The sequence below is a fragment of the Cohnella luojiensis genome, assembly GCF_004564235.1.
GTDB classification, from domain to species: domain Bacteria; phylum Bacillota; class Bacilli; order Paenibacillales; family Paenibacillaceae; genus Cohnella; species Cohnella luojiensis.
This window is the reverse complement of sequence record NZ_SOMN01000028.1, coordinates 36,591-52,013: the sequence shown is the minus strand read 5'-3', so window position 1 is coordinate 52,013 and position 15,423 is coordinate 36,591. Positions and strand designations below refer to the sequence as shown.

The window sequence follows — 15,423 nt, the reverse complement described above, 5'->3', positions numbered from 1 at the left end:
ATACGTATTTGAAACGTATGCCGCCGTCTAATGGACGGTGAAGCCGTTTTACTAGGGAGGTATTCTGAATGAGTACGACACTACAGGTATATGCACGCGAAGCGACTAGCAAGAGTGAACTTAAACGTATCCGTTCTTCGGGCAAGATTCCGGGAGTCGTGTACGGCAAAGGTTTGGAGCGTCCTTCGACCATCTCCGTAGATGCCAAGGAACTCGCAGCCATGCTAAGAAGCCATCCTAATGCGGTGGTGGAGATCGACTTGCCGGGAGCGGGAAAACATCCGGTCATGATGTCGGAACTGCAGCGGGATTCCCTCACCCGTCAGGTGACGCATATTGATTTCCATCGAATTAACATGAACGAGAAGATATCGACTTCCGCGCGCTTGGACGTTACGGGAACCTCCATTGGGGAAAAAGAAGGCGGAATGTTGCAATTGGTTATACATGAGGTTGCGATTGAATGTTTGCCGAAGGACATCCCTGATTCTATCTCTATAGATGTCAGCGGTTTGGAAATGGGCGAGCATTTAACCGTTAACGATCTGAAGTTGCCGGCAGGCGTAACAGCAACGCAAGATCCGGAGACGGTTCTCATCGCGGTTCTTGCGCCTCAGAAGGAACGTACCGAAGAGGAATTGGATGCGATCAATGATGATGATGAAGAAGATCGGAAGCACAACGAGGCTGCAATGGCTGTGGAGAAGGATTAATTTTGAAGGCTAATAATAGAAGAAGGGCCGCGCTTCCGAAGCGCGGCCCTTTCCCTATTTTCGAAAAAACGTTGATTTAATAGCCCGGACGCGAGACGAAGGTAAATTGCTTGCGATTGTAGAAAATATTGTTGACCTGAACGAATTCTTTGCCATAATATTCGATGAACCCGATATCGCTATGCCGCCGACCGCAATAAATTTGCACCGGAACCTCTGAACACATATGATCTAGGAAGTGCCTATCATCATAAATCATCTGGCCGTTCATGTACACGTCAATTCACCCCTCTTTCTCTGTGCATCTTGTAATGATTAGGACACATGAGGGGCAGGAATCGTTGCATCGGAGAAAAAATTTTGTCGATTGAGTAATTCTTGGACGATTTTACTTGGAGGTTGAATCATTCTATGAAATGGATTGTCGGATTAGGGAACCCCGGTCCCGCTTACGCCAAAACGAGGCATAACGCGGGTTTTATGGTTATCGATGAATTAGCCCGACGGCTGAATGCAGAAGTTAACACGCAGAAGTGCAAAGCCTTGGTAGGCGAAGCGCGGACGGGGGATACGAAGGTGGCTCTCTTGAAACCGATGACCTACATGAACCTCTCCGGCGAATCGATTCGTGCATTCATGGACTATTATAAAGTGAAGCTAGAGGATCTTATCGTCGTATACGATGATCTGGACACCGAGGTCGGGCGCATCCGGCTAAGGTACCAAGGAAGTCCCGGAGGGCATAACGGAATCAAGTCCATCATTCAGCACGTGGGCACCCAGACGTTCAACCGCGTTCGGGTCGGCATCTCCCGTCCTACGCCGGGGATGGTCATCTCGGATTACGTCCTGTCTTCCTTCGCCAAGGCGGAGCAGGAAGATCTGCGAAAGTCGGTGGAGGATGCGTGCGATGCCATCGAATTCGCCTTTGGCCATTCCTTCGAGCAGACGATGGCCAAGTACAATGCCAAGGGATAAACATTTTAGTAAGTATATAATTCATATTACTTTTCTGAAATGTCTCCGCAAAGCTTCTTCAGCGTCATAAAGACGCCGAAGGCGTGTTTGCTTGAACTATCAGAAAGTATAAGGTTTCATCTCTTTATACTCATCTGATAGCTACGACAAAATCGACATCCTCTGTCCAGAAGGACGACGTAGTCGTTTTTGCTTGCGCGCTTAAAAAAGGGCATTCGCGGGAATAATGGAGAAGGTGGCGGGAACTGCCGCATAACCTACCTTCAGGAGGCATAAATATGGCTGTAAACTATATTTGCCGGCATTGCAGCATGCCGCTCGGAAGCTTCGAGAGTGCCGATGTTCCGGAATATCGGTTGGGCCTGCATTTCTTGACCCCCGAAGAGCGAAAGCGTATAATAGCGTATAATTCCAACGGCGACGTGACCGTACGGGTCATATGCGAATATTGCAGCCAGACTTTGGACGCGCATCCCGAGCTGGCTCTTTTGTCCAATCCATTGCAATAACAGCCTATGTTTCGCGTTCCGACATTCTCAAGGAGTCCTTGGCATGTGCCGGGGCTTTTTTCATGATTCTGCAGAGTGGATTTAAGTAAGCATGAATAGCTAGGCCGCCTTTGGGGGCTAGCGCTTGTGTATCGGAGAGGGGAAATGCCATGAAGCCGTTAATCCAATCGCTCGTCACAGACCCTGATTTAATAAGCGTCATACAAGGGCTGAAGGGCGGAATGCGGGAGCAGCTCGTTGCCGGGTTGTCCGGCTCCGCGCGCCAGGCGGCTATCGCGGGGTTGTACCGGGAATTGCAGCGGCCTGTCGTCGTAATCACCCATAATATGTTCTCGGCGCAGAAAATGGCGGACGACCTTCAGGAATGTTTATCATCCGAAGAGGTGTTACTCTATCCGGCCAATGAGCTTATCGCGGCGGAGACGGCTATCTCCAGCCCCGAAACGTCGGCTCGCCGACTAGAAGTCATACTCAAGCTTGCGGAAGGCTTCCGCGGCGTTATTGTCGTGCCGTTCGCGGGGGTTCGGAGGTTTCAGCCGGATCTGAAGACGATGGCCGAAGCGCATATCGATTTGCAAGTAGGGCGTCAATTGCCTATGGACCAATTCCTGCGCGGAATGATCGAGCTTGGTTACGAACGCGTGGACCGCGTCGAACAGAAGGGTCACTTGAGCGTCCGCGGAGGCATCGTTGATTTCTTCCCGCTTGCATCCGCGAATGCCTATCGCGTGGAATGGTTCGACGACGAGATCGATTCCATTCGCACGTTCGATCCGACTGACCAACGTTCGATCGACAAGCTGGTTACTTATACGGTACAGCCTAGCCGGGAGTGGATCGCGGGAGAGAAACGATTCCAGAATGCGGCTCAGCATGCTCACGACCTTTTGGATAAGCAGCTGGAGAAAATGTCCGATCGCCAAGCCAAGGAGCGGCTCAGTTCCGAAATTTCCCGGGAAATTGAGCTTTTACGACAAAATGTGTATTTTTCCGAAATTTACAAATACATATCCTTGCTCTATCCGGAACGGCAGACGCTGCTGGATTATATCTCGAAGGACGCCGTATTGATCATGGATGAGCCGAACAGGCTCGGGGAAACCGCGCGCCAGCTGGAACGCGACGAGTCGGAGTGGACGACCCATCTGCTCCAGCAAGGCAAGTCGTTGCCTAGCTTCGTGCTGGCCGTTTCCGCAGAACAAGCGCTCTATCCAAAAGGCTTCCAGACGGTTTATATGTCGTTATTCGTCCGGCAAATTCCTCACACGCAGCCTCAGAACATTATTAATTTCGTCTGCCGCTCGATGCAGAATTTCCATGGGCAGATGAACGTGCTGAAGGCGGAGATGGAGCGCTGGCGAAAGAGCGGGATTCGAATTCTGATGCTTGCCGGCAACTCGGAGCGCGCCGAACGGATGAGGCGGGTACTGGAAGATTATGTGATCGAACCTCCGGAAATTCTGCAAGGGAACTTGCAGAGCGGATTTGAGCTTCCTTCCATTAAGCTGGTGTTGATCACCGAAGGCGAGATGTTCACTCAGAAGCAACGGAAAGCACGCCGGGTCGACCGCCATCTGGACAATGCGGAGCGGATTAAAAGTTATACCGAGCTGAAGGTCGGCGATTACGTCGTGCATCAGAATCATGGCGTCGGTAAATACCTCGGCATCGGAACGCTAGAGGTCGGCGGCATTCACAAGGATTACCTTCATATCGTGTATGCGGGAGGAGACCGTCTATCGGTTCCCGTAGAACAATTCGACCTTATTCAGAAATACGTAGGCAATGAGGACAAAGAACCGAAGGTTAGCAAGCTGGGCGGCGCGGACTGGAACCGGGTCAAGTCGAAGGTCCAATCTTCCGTAAAGGATATCGCGGACGATCTGATCAAGCTGTACGCGGAGCGCCAGGCGACGACGGGTTTCGGCTTCGGAGAGGATACTCCTTATCAGCAGGAGTTCGAGGAGATGTTTCCTTACGAGGAGACGACCGATCAGCTTCGGGCCATCGAGGAGATCAAGAAAGATATGCAGACGCCGCGGCCGATGGATCGGCTTCTATGCGGGGATGTCGGCTACGGGAAAACGGAGGTTGCCATTCGGGCGGCTTTCAAGGCGGCTATCGAGGGCAAGCAAGTAGCCGTGCTTGTTCCGACGACGATTCTAGCGCAGCAGCACTACGAGACGTTCCGGGAGAGATTCTCCGGATACCCGTTCAACATCAAGGTGCTTAGCCGTTTCCGGACGCGCAAGGAACAGACGGATACGATGAAGGGCTTGAAGGCCGGTACGGTCGACGTCGTTATCGGCACGCATCGCCTGTTGTCGCAGGACATCGTGTTCAAGGAGCTCGGACTGCTCATCGTGGATGAAGAGCAGCGATTCGGCGTGACCCATAAGGAGAAGCTGAAGAAGATCAAGACGAACGTGGACGTGCTGACGCTGACGGCGACGCCGATTCCGCGTACCCTTCATATGTCCATGCTGGGAGTACGAGATTTATCGGTCATAGAGACGCCTCCGGAAAATCGTTTCCCCGTGCAGACGTACGTGGTCGAGTATAGCCCGACGCTCATTCGCGAGGCGGTGGAGCGGGAGCTGGCCCGGGATGGACAGGTCTATTATCTGTTCAATCGCGTTCAAGGCATCTATCAGATGGCCGAACAGATCAGCGCGCTCGTTCCGGAAGCCCGCGTGGCCGTAGCGCACGGCCAGATGTCGGAGCAAGAGCTTGAGAGAACCATCCTCGACTTCTTGGAAGGGGAATACGACGTTCTCGTAAGCACGAGTATTATCGAGACCGGGGTGGACATCCCGAACGTGAACACTCTTCTTGTCCATGATGCGGATAAAATGGGTCTATCGCAGCTGTATCAGTTGAGGGGAAGAGTCGGGCGTTCCAATCGGATCGCCTACGCTTACTTTACGTATCAGCGGGACAAGGTGTTGACGGAGGTCGCGGAGAAACGGCTGCAGTCGATCAAGGAATTCACGGAGCTGGGCTCCGGCTTTAAGATCGCCATGCGAGACCTGTCTATTCGCGGAGCGGGCAACTTGCTCGGCGCCGAGCAGCACGGATTCATAGCATCCGTCGGGTTCGACTTGTATTCTCAGATGCTAGCCGAAGAGATACAGAGCCGGAAGCTGGAGATGGGCGGGGTCGTTCTTCCGCCGCAACCGGTCAATACGCAGCTTGATCTAGGTGTCGACGCCTATTTGCCGCCGGAATATATTTACGACAGCATCCAGAAGATCGAGATCTACAAGAAGGTCGCGACGGCCGCGTCATTGGAGGATGTAGAGGACTTATTCGAAGAGCTGATCGACCGTTTCGGAGAACCGCCTAAAGCGGTGCTTAACCTGATGGCGGTTGCCAGGCTGAAAGTATATGGGCGCAAATACGGAATCGAATCCATCGTGCGCCGCGGTGACGAAATCACGCTAAAGCTGGAAGAGCGCCGTCGCGTGGACGTGGACGCGGGCAAGCTTAAGGCTCTGGAAAGCAAATTCCAAGGACGAATGACATCGGCCTTTACCGCTCAGCAGCTCTTGATTCGCTTTAAGGTACGAGGGCTGGATGAGAACGCTTTATTAGCGCTCGCGGAGGATTTTCTGGTACAATACAAAGAAGCGACAAAATCGAAGGGAGAACTGCAGGATGTTGCACCATAATCGCATGCCGTACCGCCGGCTCGCAATGCTAACGCTGGCAGCGGTCATGCTCGTCGCATTGATTTCCGCATGCGGCAAGAAAGAGGAGGCGTCCGGCTCCAAAGGCACCGTTATCGCTACTTATAAGGGCGGGGAAGTCATAGATAAAGAGTTCGACAAATACACCGCTTTCCAGACGATCATGAACCCGCAAAGCGCCATGTATATGTCGATTCCCCAATTCAAGGAGCAGTTCATCAAGCAATATATCGTCAGCAAGGTCCTTCTTAAGGACATTTCCGATGAAGACAAGAAGGCTGCGGATACAGCGGCGGATTCATTCAAGAAGCAACTGGAAGAAGCAAGAAACACGCAACCGGAATTGAAGAAGCACATGGATGATAGCGATCTGTCGGTGAAAGAAGCCGTCGCGATGTACCACGACCTGGCCGCGTTCCAGTCCTATTACGCCGCTAAAGGCGAAGAGTTGAAGCCGACGGTTAAGGAAGAAGAAATCAAAGCGGAATACGATAAAGCTCCATCCGACTTCAACATAGTATCCGTTCGTCATATTCTCATAGGCACGACCGATCCGGAAACGGGAGCAGAATTGAAATCCGACGAAGACGCGCTTAATCTGGCCAAGGAAGTCAAAACCAAGCTGGAAGCCGGCGGAGACTGGAATGCGCTTGCGAAGGAGTATTCGACCGACACAGGATCCAAGGATAAGGGCGGCTTATACGAGAAGCAGCAGGCCAAGGCTTGGGTTGCGGAATTCAAAGACGCGGCCAACAAGCAAGAGATCGGCAAAGTCGGCGATCCGGTTCAAACGCAGTTCGGTTATCACGTCATGAAGGTGGAGAGCCGCGAAGCGACTCCATACGACAAGCTGAAAACCGAAGACAAAGACGGTCTCAAGTCTGCCGTCGCTCAGACGAAATTATCCGAGTTCTTAACGGCGGAAGAGGGTAAGCTTGAGATCAAGGTAACGTTGCCGGCAGAACCGACGCCAACCGCAACGGGCTCCCCTGACGCATCGCCAACGGCGTCCGCACCTGCAAAATAATTGGACAAACCATAAAGACGTGTACTGGATTCCTATCGGAGTTACCGATGGGGTCCGGGCACGTTTTTTTTATCGATTCAGAATGTATAAAACTATCCATTTCCGAATCGACACCGACATAAACCTATGCAGCCATCCAAAGGACGGCGACAGCCGTTTATGCTTGTTTCAGAAACATATTATACGGACAAAACCTCCCATAACGAAAAGGTTTTTATTGTATAATTAAGACCTCAGCACTATTCGTGTAAGAATATATAACGCAAAAGAAGGCTAAAATCCTCAAAAATAGTTCAAAAACAATATTTTATGTGAGGTATATTGACACTTAAGATGACATAACCATATAATGTATTTACGAACGGTTGGGCTGTGGAGAGAACCGAACGTTCGGATTTAGAGAGAAAAAACCATACTAAGGATCGGGGAGTGGAAAGATGAAGAAGAGCAATTTGTTAAAAGGTTTCGTTCTGGCAATGACGGCAAGTTTGGCGCTGGCGGGTTGCGGCGGCAACAACAACAATAACGAGGCGTCAAGCTCGTCATCAGCACCGTCATCCGAAGCTGCATCGTCGGCTGTTGCTGCGGGAGGGGATACGGTTAAGGTCGGAATCCTTCATTCCTTGAGCGGCACGATGTCCATCAGCGAAGTAACGGTTAAGAACTCCGAGCTGATGGCGATCAAAGAAATCAATGCTAAGGGCGGCGTGCTAGGCAAACAGATCGAAGCGGTCGTAGAGGACGGAGCGTCCGACTGGCCGACATTCGCGGAGAAGGCCCGCAAGTTGATATCGGAAGATAAAGTCGCGACGGTATTCGGCGGATGGACTTCCTCAAGCCGTAAAGCGATGCTGCCGGTATTCGAAGAATTGAACGGACTCCTCTGGTACCCGGTTCAATACGAAGGCTTGGAATCATCCCCTAACATTTTCTACACGGGCGCAACGACGAACCAACAAATCATTCCATCCGTGGATTTCCTCTTAGAGAAAGGCAAGAAGAAAGTATTTCTTCTCGGTTCGGACTATGTATTCCCTCGCACGGCTAACAAGATCATCAAGGCGCAATTAGCGGCCAAAGGCGGAGAGACGGTAGCCGAAGAATACACTCCGCTCGGACATACCGATTACACCACGATCATCGCGAAGATCAAAGAAGCGAAGCCTGACGTCGTGTACAACACGCTGAACGGCGATAGCAACGTGGCCTTCTTCAAGCAATTGAAAGACGCCGGCATTACGGCGGCGGATCTGATGACGATCTCCGTATCCGTTGCGGAAGAAGAAGTGAAAGGCATCGGACCTGAATACTTAACCGGTCACCTCGTTGCTTGGGATTACTACCAAACGACGGACACGCCGGAGAACAAAGTGTTCGTCGAGAACTTCAAGAAAGAGTACGGCGCGGATAGCGTAACGAGCGATCCGATGGAAGCTGGTTATGTAGCGGTATACCTGTGGGCGGCTGCGGCCGAGAAAGCCGGATCCTTCGAAGTCGACAAGGTGAAGGAAGCGGCTAAAGGGATCGAGTTCAACGCTCCCGAAGGCAAAGTTACGATCGACGGCGATAACCAGCATATCTACAAAACGGTTCGGATCGGCGAGATCAAAGCGGACGGTCAAATCGTGGAACTGTGGAACTCCGGCGGTCCTGTTAAACCGGATCCATATCTGACGACCTACGATTGGGCAAAAGGCTTAAGCGATCAATAAAGGATAGTCAACGCGGCTGGGGGAAGTGTTCGGTGAAAACCGAGGCTTCCCTCGGTTTATAAGCAAACCGCTTCACGTATTCGGAGTAGGGGGGGTAACGCAATGGAAATATGGGTCTCGCAAATTTTTAACGGTCTAAGCGTTAGCTCGATTCTGCTTCTTATCGCTTTGGGCCTTGCCATTACTTTCGGCCTTATGAGAGTCATCAATATGGCTCATGGAGAATTCATCATGATCGGCGCCTACGGCGCGTATATGACGCAGCAGATTTTCAAATCTACCCTTCCCAAGAGCCTATTCGACGCTTATTTTCCCGTAGCCATCTTGGCTAGCTTCGTCATAGCCTTCGCGATCGGATATTTGCTTGAAGTGACGCTGATTCGCTTCCTCTACGGAAGGCCGCTTGATAGCTTGTTGGCCACCTGGGGAGTCGGTTTAATGCTGCAGCAGCTGGCCCGTTCCATATTCGGCGCGCCTAACGTTGCGGTTGCAAGTCCTTCATGGCTGGATGGCGGGCTGACGATATTCACGGGAGTAGTGCTTCCTTATAAACGCTTATTCATTATCGGTCTCGTGGCATTGTGTTTGTTCGCCATGTACATGTATATCTATCGCAGCAACGCCGGACGCCGGATGCGTGCGGTCATGCAGAACCGGGATATGGCGGCTTGCCTCGGCATTTCGACGAGGCGAGTGGATTCTTTCACGTTCGCGATCGGATCGGGCATTGCCGGCATCGCGGGCTGCGCGCTCACCTTGATCGGTCCGATCGGTCCGTCTATCGGGACCTATTATATCGTCGACGCGTTCATGGTCGTCGTGCTTGGCGGAGTCGGCAAGCTGGTCGGTACGGTAGCCGGCGCGCTTGGCATCGGGGTGTTCAACACCTTGTTCGAATGGTGGACGGATGCTTCGCTCGGCAAGGTTCTGGTGTTCCTGTGCATCGTCGCCTTCCTGCAATGGAAGCCGATGGGGATGTTCGCGGTTCGAACCCGTTCCTTGGACTAGAAACAGATTAACGTAAGGAAGAAGGTGATTGCGTTGCTATCCTCTGCTATTCTACCGCGCCGTATCTGGCTTCTGATCGGCTACGCCGTCGCTGCGGCGGCATTATTCTCAGCGCCTCTCTATTTGAATGATTTCCGTCTTAACCTGCTGGCGAAATGCTTGGCTTTCGCGATCGTGGCATTAGGATTAGATCTCCTGTGGGGTTACACGGGGATCTTGAGCTTAGGACATGGGGTGTTCTTCGGATTAGGAGCCTATGCGATGGCGATGCATCTAAAGCTTGTCTCGAGCGGCTCCAGACTCCCGGATTTCATGGATTGGATGGGACTCACGAAGCTTCCGTGGTTCTGGGAGCCCTTCAAGAGCTTCGCGTTCGCCGCGGCCATGGGCATTATCATACCTGCCGGATTAGCACTATTGCTTGGATTCTTTACTTTCCGGAACCGGATTCGCGGCGTTTATTTTACGATCCTGACGCAAGCATTGGTCATTATCACGGTAACGTTGTTCGTCGGTCAGCAAGCTTACACGGGAGGTACGAACGGGCTTACGGGTTATACGAAAATGTTCGGATACAGCCTGAAGTCCGACACGGCTAAGACAATGGTGTACTTGGTGACAGTCGCGGCGCTTATCCTGGCATTCCTGTTGTGCAGATATTTGGTCAAGAGCCGTTTCGGCAAGGTGCTTCGCGCGATTCGCGACGGCGAGAACCGCACGCGGTTCCTCGGCTATGACCCATCGAGCTATCAGATGGCGGCGTTTGCCGTATCGGCTGGCTTGGCGGGAGTCGCGGGAATGTTGTTCGTCCTTCATGTAGGCATAATCTCCCCGACGATGATGGCAATCGTGCCGTCCATCGAGATGGTGTTGCTCGTCGCGATCGGGGGACGCGGAACTCTAGTCGGAGCCGTCATCGGAGCGGTCATCATGACGCAAGCGAAGAGCGAGCTCAGCGCGTCTTACCCCGATTTCTGGTTGTTCTTGCTTGGTGCTTTGTTCATCGTGGTCACTGTATTTTTACCGGGCGGGATTGTCGGCTTGATCCGCCAGTTGCGCCAAATGATAACAAGGAGGCGGAACGAGAATGAACTCAACCTCAATTCTATCGTGCCAAAAAGTAACGGTATCGTTTGACGGTTTCAAGGCGGTTCAGGATATGAGCCTGGAGTTAGCCGCGGGGGAGCTTAGGTTCCTCATAGGGCCTAACGGAGCGGGAAAAACAACGATGCTCGACGCGATCTGCGGCAAGGTGAAGCCCGCTGCGGGAAGCGTGGCGTTCCATGGAAAGAAGGGAACCGTCGACGTAACGCGCCGCAAGGAGCACGAGATCGCTCAGCTCGGGATCGGGCGGAAGTTCCAAACGCCGTCGATCTTCTCGGGCTTAACCGTGGAAGAAAACCTCGAAATCGCGATGTCCCAGAAACGGGGAGTTTGGTCTACCTTACGGGCTTCGATGAAAAAAATCGATCAAGAGCGCATAGATGCGGAGCTGGAGTTGATCGGATTGGGCGACAAGAAGAGGCTTCGCGCCGGTCTGCTGTCCCACGGGGAGAAGCAATGGCTAGAGATCGGCATGATGCTGCTGCAGGAACCGGAAATCCTGCTTCTAGATGAGCCGGTAGCGGGGATGACGGATAAGGAAACGGATAAAACGGGCGAGCTGCTGCAGGAAATCGTACGCAAACGCACTGTCGTCGTCGTGGAGCACGACATGGAATTCGTGCGTAATTTCGCGAGCAAGGTCACCGTGATGCACGAAGGGAAGCTTCTGAAGGAAGGGTCCATGGACGAGGTGCAAAGAGACGACCGGGTCGCGGAAGTGTACCTGGGCAGGAAAAGGCGGGATTACGATGTTGTCAGTTCAACAGCTTGAGGCGGGGTATGGCGAGAGCGTGATCTTGCGGGATGTTTCCCTCACGGTTGAGCCCGGCCGGGTCGTTTGTCTGATGGGCCGCAACGGCGTTGGAAAGTCCACGTTGGTGAAAAGCATCATGGGTTTGCTGAAGGCGAGGAAAGGTTCCGTTTCGTTCAAGGGCGTCGATGTAACGAAGTGGGCGCCGGGGGAGCGGGCGAAGAAAGGAATTGGCTATGTTCCGCAAGGGCGCGAGATTTTTTCCCAATTGTCCGTCTACGAGAATCTGCGCATCGGGCTTGAAGCGCATCCGAATTCCGCCAAACGCAGAAGCAAAGAGATTCCGCGGGAAGCGATCGAAAAATTCCCCATCCTGCCGACCTTCTACAAGCGTAGGGGCGGAGATCTGAGCGGTGGCCAACAACAGCAACTCGCATTCGCCAGGGCGTTGATCTCCGAGCCGGAGCTGCTTGTGCTCGACGAGCCTACGGAAGGCATACAGCCCTCGATCGTGGACGATATCCAAGACGTGATTCGTTCGATCCGCGACGAAGGGAAGACGGCCATCCTCCTCGTGGAGCAAAGCCTGGATTTCGTTCGCAGCGTCGGGGACCGCTTCTACATTATGGAAAAAGGGTCGATCGTATGGCAGGGCGGGCGCGAGGACTTGGACGATCTGGCAGTTTTGAAACATCTCACCATTTAATTGTTATAATATGGCTATGTTATAAAAACTAACATTTATATTGACGGATGAAGAGTATGGTTGGTAGAATGTAAACAAAGTTGACAATCGAATAAAGGTTCCTCTCCGATATAAACGTATTCGCCGACGAAAGACGGCGCAGCCCGTTTATTCTTGTAGGAACGAAAAAGTCGTCTAGGGTTCCGTTGCCGCAAGGTCAAGCTGGTCCAAGAGATGGCGTATGGCAGCGGGAGGTTAAGTGAACGTCCCCGCCATATCACACGGAAGGACAAAAGCCTGGGAGACCCTCTCTCCCGGGCTTTTGTTATTTTCAAGAAGCTAAATATAAAGGAGTGGGATCGTATGAACCAGAGTCTGAGAAGTCCCCGTAAGGTATTGTTCATCGCTTTGTCCATCTTGCTTGCCGTTGCTGTCGTACTCTCCGCGTGCGGGAACAAAGACAATTCGAAAGGCTCGGACGATCCGATCTCCATCGCGCTCAGCCCATGGCCGGGCTGGTTTTTCTGGTATCTGGTTGAGGAGAAGGGATTCTTCGAGAAGCATGGCGTTAACGTGAAGCTCGAATGGTTCCCGGTCTACAGCGATTCCCTACAAGCGCTCGCTACGGGCAAGGTAGACGCGAACAGCCAGACGCTGTCCGATACGCTCCCTGCCGCTTCCAAGGGCATTAAGCTGAAGGCCGTGCTGGTAAACGACAACTCCGACGGAGGAGACGCGATTGTTAGCAAGCCTGACATCGGAAGCGTGAAGGACTTGAAGGGCAAGACCGTCGCCACGGAGCTCGGAACCGTTGACCATCTGCTCCTTTTGACCGCATTGGAACAAAACGGATTAGGCGAGAGCGACATCAATTACGTGAATATGACGGTCAACGATGCGGGCCCCGCTTTCATTGCCGGCAACACGGATGCATCCGTGCTGTGGGAGCCGTTCCAGACGAAGGCGGTTAAAGAAGGCAAGGGCAAGATCTTATTTTCCTCCAAAGAAACGCCGGGCCTCATTCCCGATCTGCTCGTGTTCCGCGAGAGCGTCGTAGAAGATCGTTCCGAAGACGTTCAGAAGATTATCGACGCGTGGTTCGACGCGCTGGAATATTACAAAGCGAACGAAGCGGAATCCATCGAGATCATGGCCAAGAAGGCCGAGACGACGCCGGAAGACTTCAAGCTCGGACTCGAGAGCATCAAGCTGTTCAGCAAGGAAGATAACGTCAATGCCTTCGGCAAAAGAGAGGAAATGACTTCGCTCTCCTTCACGGGCAAGAAGACGGCAGAGTTCCTCAAGAAACTCGATATGATTACCGACATTCCTGATGTGGATGCATTGCTGGAGCCAAAGTTCGTTCAACAAGCAGCGGGAGAGTGATAGACCATGAGTAAGCCGAACCCATCATTGGGCGTGCCGATCGCGGGCAAGGTCAACTTAGAAGCAGAAACGTCATCGTCCGCGGTCTCCGCCGCCAAAGCAAGGAAACGGCATACCATGCAAATCTTCGAGGATATTCCGAAGCGGAGCTTCGGGATTACCGCGACGATCTCCTTTCTAGTCATGATCGGAATATGGTCCATACTCAGCTATGGGCAGCTCGTCAATCCGATTTTTCTCCCGACGCCCGACAAGGTTTTTACTACAATGATTAAGTTGCTGGGTACAAGCGATTATTGGAATCATATCGGAATTAGTATTTTCCGGGTGTCCGCTGGTTTTATGCTGGCTTGTTTGGTTGCCATTCCGATCGGACTTTTCGCGGGAACCTATCGCTTCGGGGAAGCGTTCATCGAGCCGCCGATGGAGTTCATCCGTTACATGCCCGCCGTGGCGTTCATCCCTCTTATCATGGTGTGGGCGGGGATCGGCGAGTCGGCGAAAATCCTGCTGATTTTCACGGGCTGCTTCTTTCAACTGGTGTTGATGGTTGCTTCGGATACTCGCCTTGTCTCCAAGGATTTGGTGCAAGCCTCGTTTACTCTGGGGGCTAGCCGGTGGCAAGCGATCCAAACGGTCATCATCCCGGCGGTGCAACCGCGGTTGCTTAATACGCTTAGATTGATGCTGGGATGGGCTTGGACTTATCTGGTCGTCGCGGAGCTCGTCGCGGTCAATAGCGGACTGGGTTACGCCATCATGAAAGCCCAGAGATTCCTGAATACGGAGCAGATTTTCGTCGGAATTATCGTCATCGGGCTCCTCGGGTTGATCAGCGACCGTATCTTCGCGTTCCTTAACCGTCGTTTGTACCCATGGGCGTAAAAAGAATCAAAGGAGGCAGAAGCCATGAGCGAAGCGATAGGAGTTGCGGGAGTTGAGGCCGGCCAAGGTTCGATCACCATTAGGGGCATAGGTAAGACCTATCGAACGGGTAAAACGAATTTTCGTGCGCTAGGGAACATAGATCTGGATATCGGGGCGAATGAATTCGTGACGATACTAGGTCCTTCCGGATGCGGCAAATCCACTCTGCTGCGGATCGTGGCGGGATTGGAAGAGTCGAACGAGGGCGTTATCAACGTGGACGGGGATACGGTCGTCGGACCGGGAGCCGATCGGGGGATGGTGTTTCAGGGTTACACCCTGTTTCCTTGGTTGACCGTCAGGCAGAACATCGAGTATGGTCCTAAGCTTAAAGGAGTTTCGATATTGGATCGTCGCGCGATCTCAAATCGTTATCTTCGGATTACCCGGCTGGAATCGTTCGCTAGCCGTTTTCCGAAGCAGCTTTCCGGAGGAATGAAGCAACGGGTGGCTATCGCGAGAGCTTTGGCCAACGGACCTAAAGTGTTGCTCATGGACGAACCTTTCGGAGCGCTGGACGCCCAGACGAAGCTGGAGATGCAGGAGGCGCTGCTTGAGGTGTGGGAGAGGGAGAAGACGACCGTTCTGTTCATCACGCACGACATCGACGAAGCGATCTTCTTATCCCAACGCATCGTCGTCATGGGTGCGGGACCTGGCCATATCGTGCGGGAATTCCCGGTGACTCTGCCTGCGGAACGAACTTCGGACGTGCGGGAGCATCCCGATTTCCTAAAGCTTAGAAGAGAAATTGCCGCATTGCTAAAGCATAAGGAAGAGTAAGGGATCGGTACTGCGAAATAATTAATGTAATCATACATGACATAAGTATTGACGCTCTTGGAAGCCGTTGATAGAATAGCAACAAACCAATGGGACACCCTCGTCTGGGCCCATCGATCGTTACGCCCGGGATGGTTATCTTCCCGGGTTT

Annotated in this window: 14 protein-coding genes and 1 riboswitch; of the genes, 13 read left to right on the top strand and 1 reads right to left on the bottom strand. The window is 52.7% G+C overall.

The genetic code is table 11. From position 1 onward, the window contains the following. Positions 1-68: 68 nt before the first annotated feature. Positions 69-713, top strand: a complete 645-nt coding sequence (locus E2980_RS17190; RefSeq protein ID WP_135153470.1) for a 50S ribosomal protein L25 — start codon at positions 69-71, stop codon at positions 711-713. Between the two features lie 76 nt (positions 714-789). Here E2980_RS17190 and E2980_RS17185 read toward each other — a convergent pair whose 3' ends face one another. Beyond that, positions 790-984 carry a hypothetical protein gene (locus tag E2980_RS17185; RefSeq protein WP_179952653.1) on the bottom strand — a complete coding sequence of 65 codons (195 nt, stop codon included), beginning with the start codon at positions 982-984 and terminating at the stop codon, positions 790-792. Positions 985-1,124: 140 nt separating this feature from the next. Between E2980_RS17185 and pth the strand changes: the two genes are divergently transcribed. The 12 genes from pth (at position 1,125) to E2980_RS17125 (ending at position 15,272) form a co-directional block, all read left to right on the top strand. Beyond that, on the top strand, positions 1,125-1,691 hold the full coding sequence (pth, locus tag E2980_RS17180) for an aminoacyl-tRNA hydrolase (protein ID WP_135153469.1): 567 nt from the start codon (positions 1,125-1,127) through the stop codon (positions 1,689-1,691). 278 nt (positions 1,692-1,969) lie between these two features. Further along, positions 1,970-2,200, top strand: a complete 231-nt coding sequence (locus tag E2980_RS17175; RefSeq protein ID WP_135153468.1) for an anti-sigma-F factor Fin family protein — start codon at positions 1,970-1,972, stop codon at positions 2,198-2,200. 149 nt (positions 2,201-2,349) lie between these two features. Further along, positions 2,350-5,871: a transcription-repair coupling factor gene (gene mfd / locus E2980_RS17170; RefSeq protein ID WP_135153467.1), complete on the top strand. Its 3,522-nt coding sequence runs from the start codon at positions 2,350-2,352 to the stop codon at positions 5,869-5,871. Then, on the top strand, positions 5,858-6,916 hold the full coding sequence (locus tag E2980_RS17165) for a peptidylprolyl isomerase (protein ID WP_135153466.1): 1,059 nt from the start codon (positions 5,858-5,860) through the stop codon (positions 6,914-6,916). Before mfd ends, E2980_RS17165 begins: the two co-directional genes overlap by 14 nt. 437 nt (positions 6,917-7,353) lie before the next feature. Then, positions 7,354-8,628, top strand: coding sequence for an urea ABC transporter substrate-binding protein (gene urtA, locus E2980_RS17160; RefSeq protein ID WP_135153465.1), 1,275 nt, complete (start codon positions 7,354-7,356; stop codon positions 8,626-8,628). A 102-nt stretch (positions 8,629-8,730) separates the two neighbouring features. Further along, positions 8,731-9,636, top strand: coding sequence for an urea ABC transporter permease subunit UrtB (gene urtB, locus E2980_RS17155; RefSeq protein ID WP_135153464.1), 906 nt, complete (start codon positions 8,731-8,733; stop codon positions 9,634-9,636). A 33-nt stretch (positions 9,637-9,669) separates the two neighbouring features. Further along, positions 9,670-10,773 carry an urea ABC transporter permease subunit UrtC gene (urtC, locus tag E2980_RS17150; RefSeq protein WP_205699988.1) on the top strand — a complete coding sequence of 368 codons (1,104 nt, stop codon included), beginning with the start codon at positions 9,670-9,672 and terminating at the stop codon, positions 10,771-10,773. Further along, a complete protein-coding gene (gene urtD / locus E2980_RS17145; protein ID WP_135153463.1) occupies positions 10,724-11,512 on the top strand; it encodes an urea ABC transporter ATP-binding protein UrtD in 789 nt (262 codons plus the stop codon). Before urtC ends, urtD begins: the two co-directional genes overlap by 50 nt. Beyond that, complete coding sequence (gene urtE / locus E2980_RS17140) at positions 11,490-12,197, top strand: urea ABC transporter ATP-binding subunit UrtE (RefSeq protein WP_135153462.1); 708 nt, start codon at positions 11,490-11,492, stop codon at positions 12,195-12,197. The genes urtD and urtE overlap by 23 nt, the downstream gene beginning before the upstream one ends. 163 nt (positions 12,198-12,360) lie before the next feature. Then, positions 12,361-12,482: riboswitch (guanidine-I (ykkC/yxkD leader) on the top strand. 57 nt (positions 12,483-12,539) lie between these two features. After that, complete coding sequence (locus tag E2980_RS17135) at positions 12,540-13,562, top strand: ABC transporter substrate-binding protein (RefSeq protein ID WP_135153461.1); 1,023 nt, start codon at positions 12,540-12,542, stop codon at positions 13,560-13,562. Positions 13,563-13,568: 6 nt separating this feature from the next. Further along, positions 13,569-14,447, top strand: coding sequence for an ABC transporter permease (locus tag E2980_RS17130; RefSeq protein WP_338080713.1), 879 nt, complete (start codon positions 13,569-13,571; stop codon positions 14,445-14,447). Between the two features lie 24 nt (positions 14,448-14,471). Then, a complete protein-coding gene (locus E2980_RS17125; RefSeq protein WP_135153460.1) occupies positions 14,472-15,272 on the top strand; it encodes an ABC transporter ATP-binding protein in 801 nt (266 codons plus the stop codon). The last annotated feature ends 151 nt before the right edge of the window (positions 15,273-15,423 follow it).

Coding starts and splice junctions, on each gene's coding strand:
- E2980_RS17190 (WP_135153470.1), top strand. CDS start 69: ATGAGTACGACACTACAGGTATATGCACGCGAAGCGACTAGCAAGAGT.
- E2980_RS17185 (WP_179952653.1), bottom strand. CDS start 984: ATGAACGGCCAGATGATTTATGATGATAGGCACTTCCTAGATCATATG.
- pth (WP_135153469.1), top strand. CDS start 1,125: ATGAAATGGATTGTCGGATTAGGGAACCCCGGTCCCGCTTACGCCAAA.
- E2980_RS17175 (WP_135153468.1), top strand. CDS start 1,970: ATGGCTGTAAACTATATTTGCCGGCATTGCAGCATGCCGCTCGGAAGC.
- mfd (WP_135153467.1), top strand. CDS start 2,350: ATGAAGCCGTTAATCCAATCGCTCGTCACAGACCCTGATTTAATAAGC.
- E2980_RS17165 (WP_135153466.1), top strand. CDS start 5,858: ATGTTGCACCATAATCGCATGCCGTACCGCCGGCTCGCAATGCTAACG.
- urtA (WP_135153465.1), top strand. CDS start 7,354: ATGAAGAAGAGCAATTTGTTAAAAGGTTTCGTTCTGGCAATGACGGCA.
- urtB (WP_135153464.1), top strand. CDS start 8,731: ATGGAAATATGGGTCTCGCAAATTTTTAACGGTCTAAGCGTTAGCTCG.
- urtD (WP_135153463.1), top strand. CDS start 10,724: ATGAACTCAACCTCAATTCTATCGTGCCAAAAAGTAACGGTATCGTTT.
- urtE (WP_135153462.1), top strand. CDS start 11,490: ATGTTGTCAGTTCAACAGCTTGAGGCGGGGTATGGCGAGAGCGTGATC.
- E2980_RS17135 (WP_135153461.1), top strand. CDS start 12,540: ATGAACCAGAGTCTGAGAAGTCCCCGTAAGGTATTGTTCATCGCTTTG.
- E2980_RS17130 (WP_338080713.1), top strand. CDS start 13,569: ATGAGTAAGCCGAACCCATCATTGGGCGTGCCGATCGCGGGCAAGGTC.
- E2980_RS17125 (WP_135153460.1), top strand. CDS start 14,472: ATGAGCGAAGCGATAGGAGTTGCGGGAGTTGAGGCCGGCCAAGGTTCG.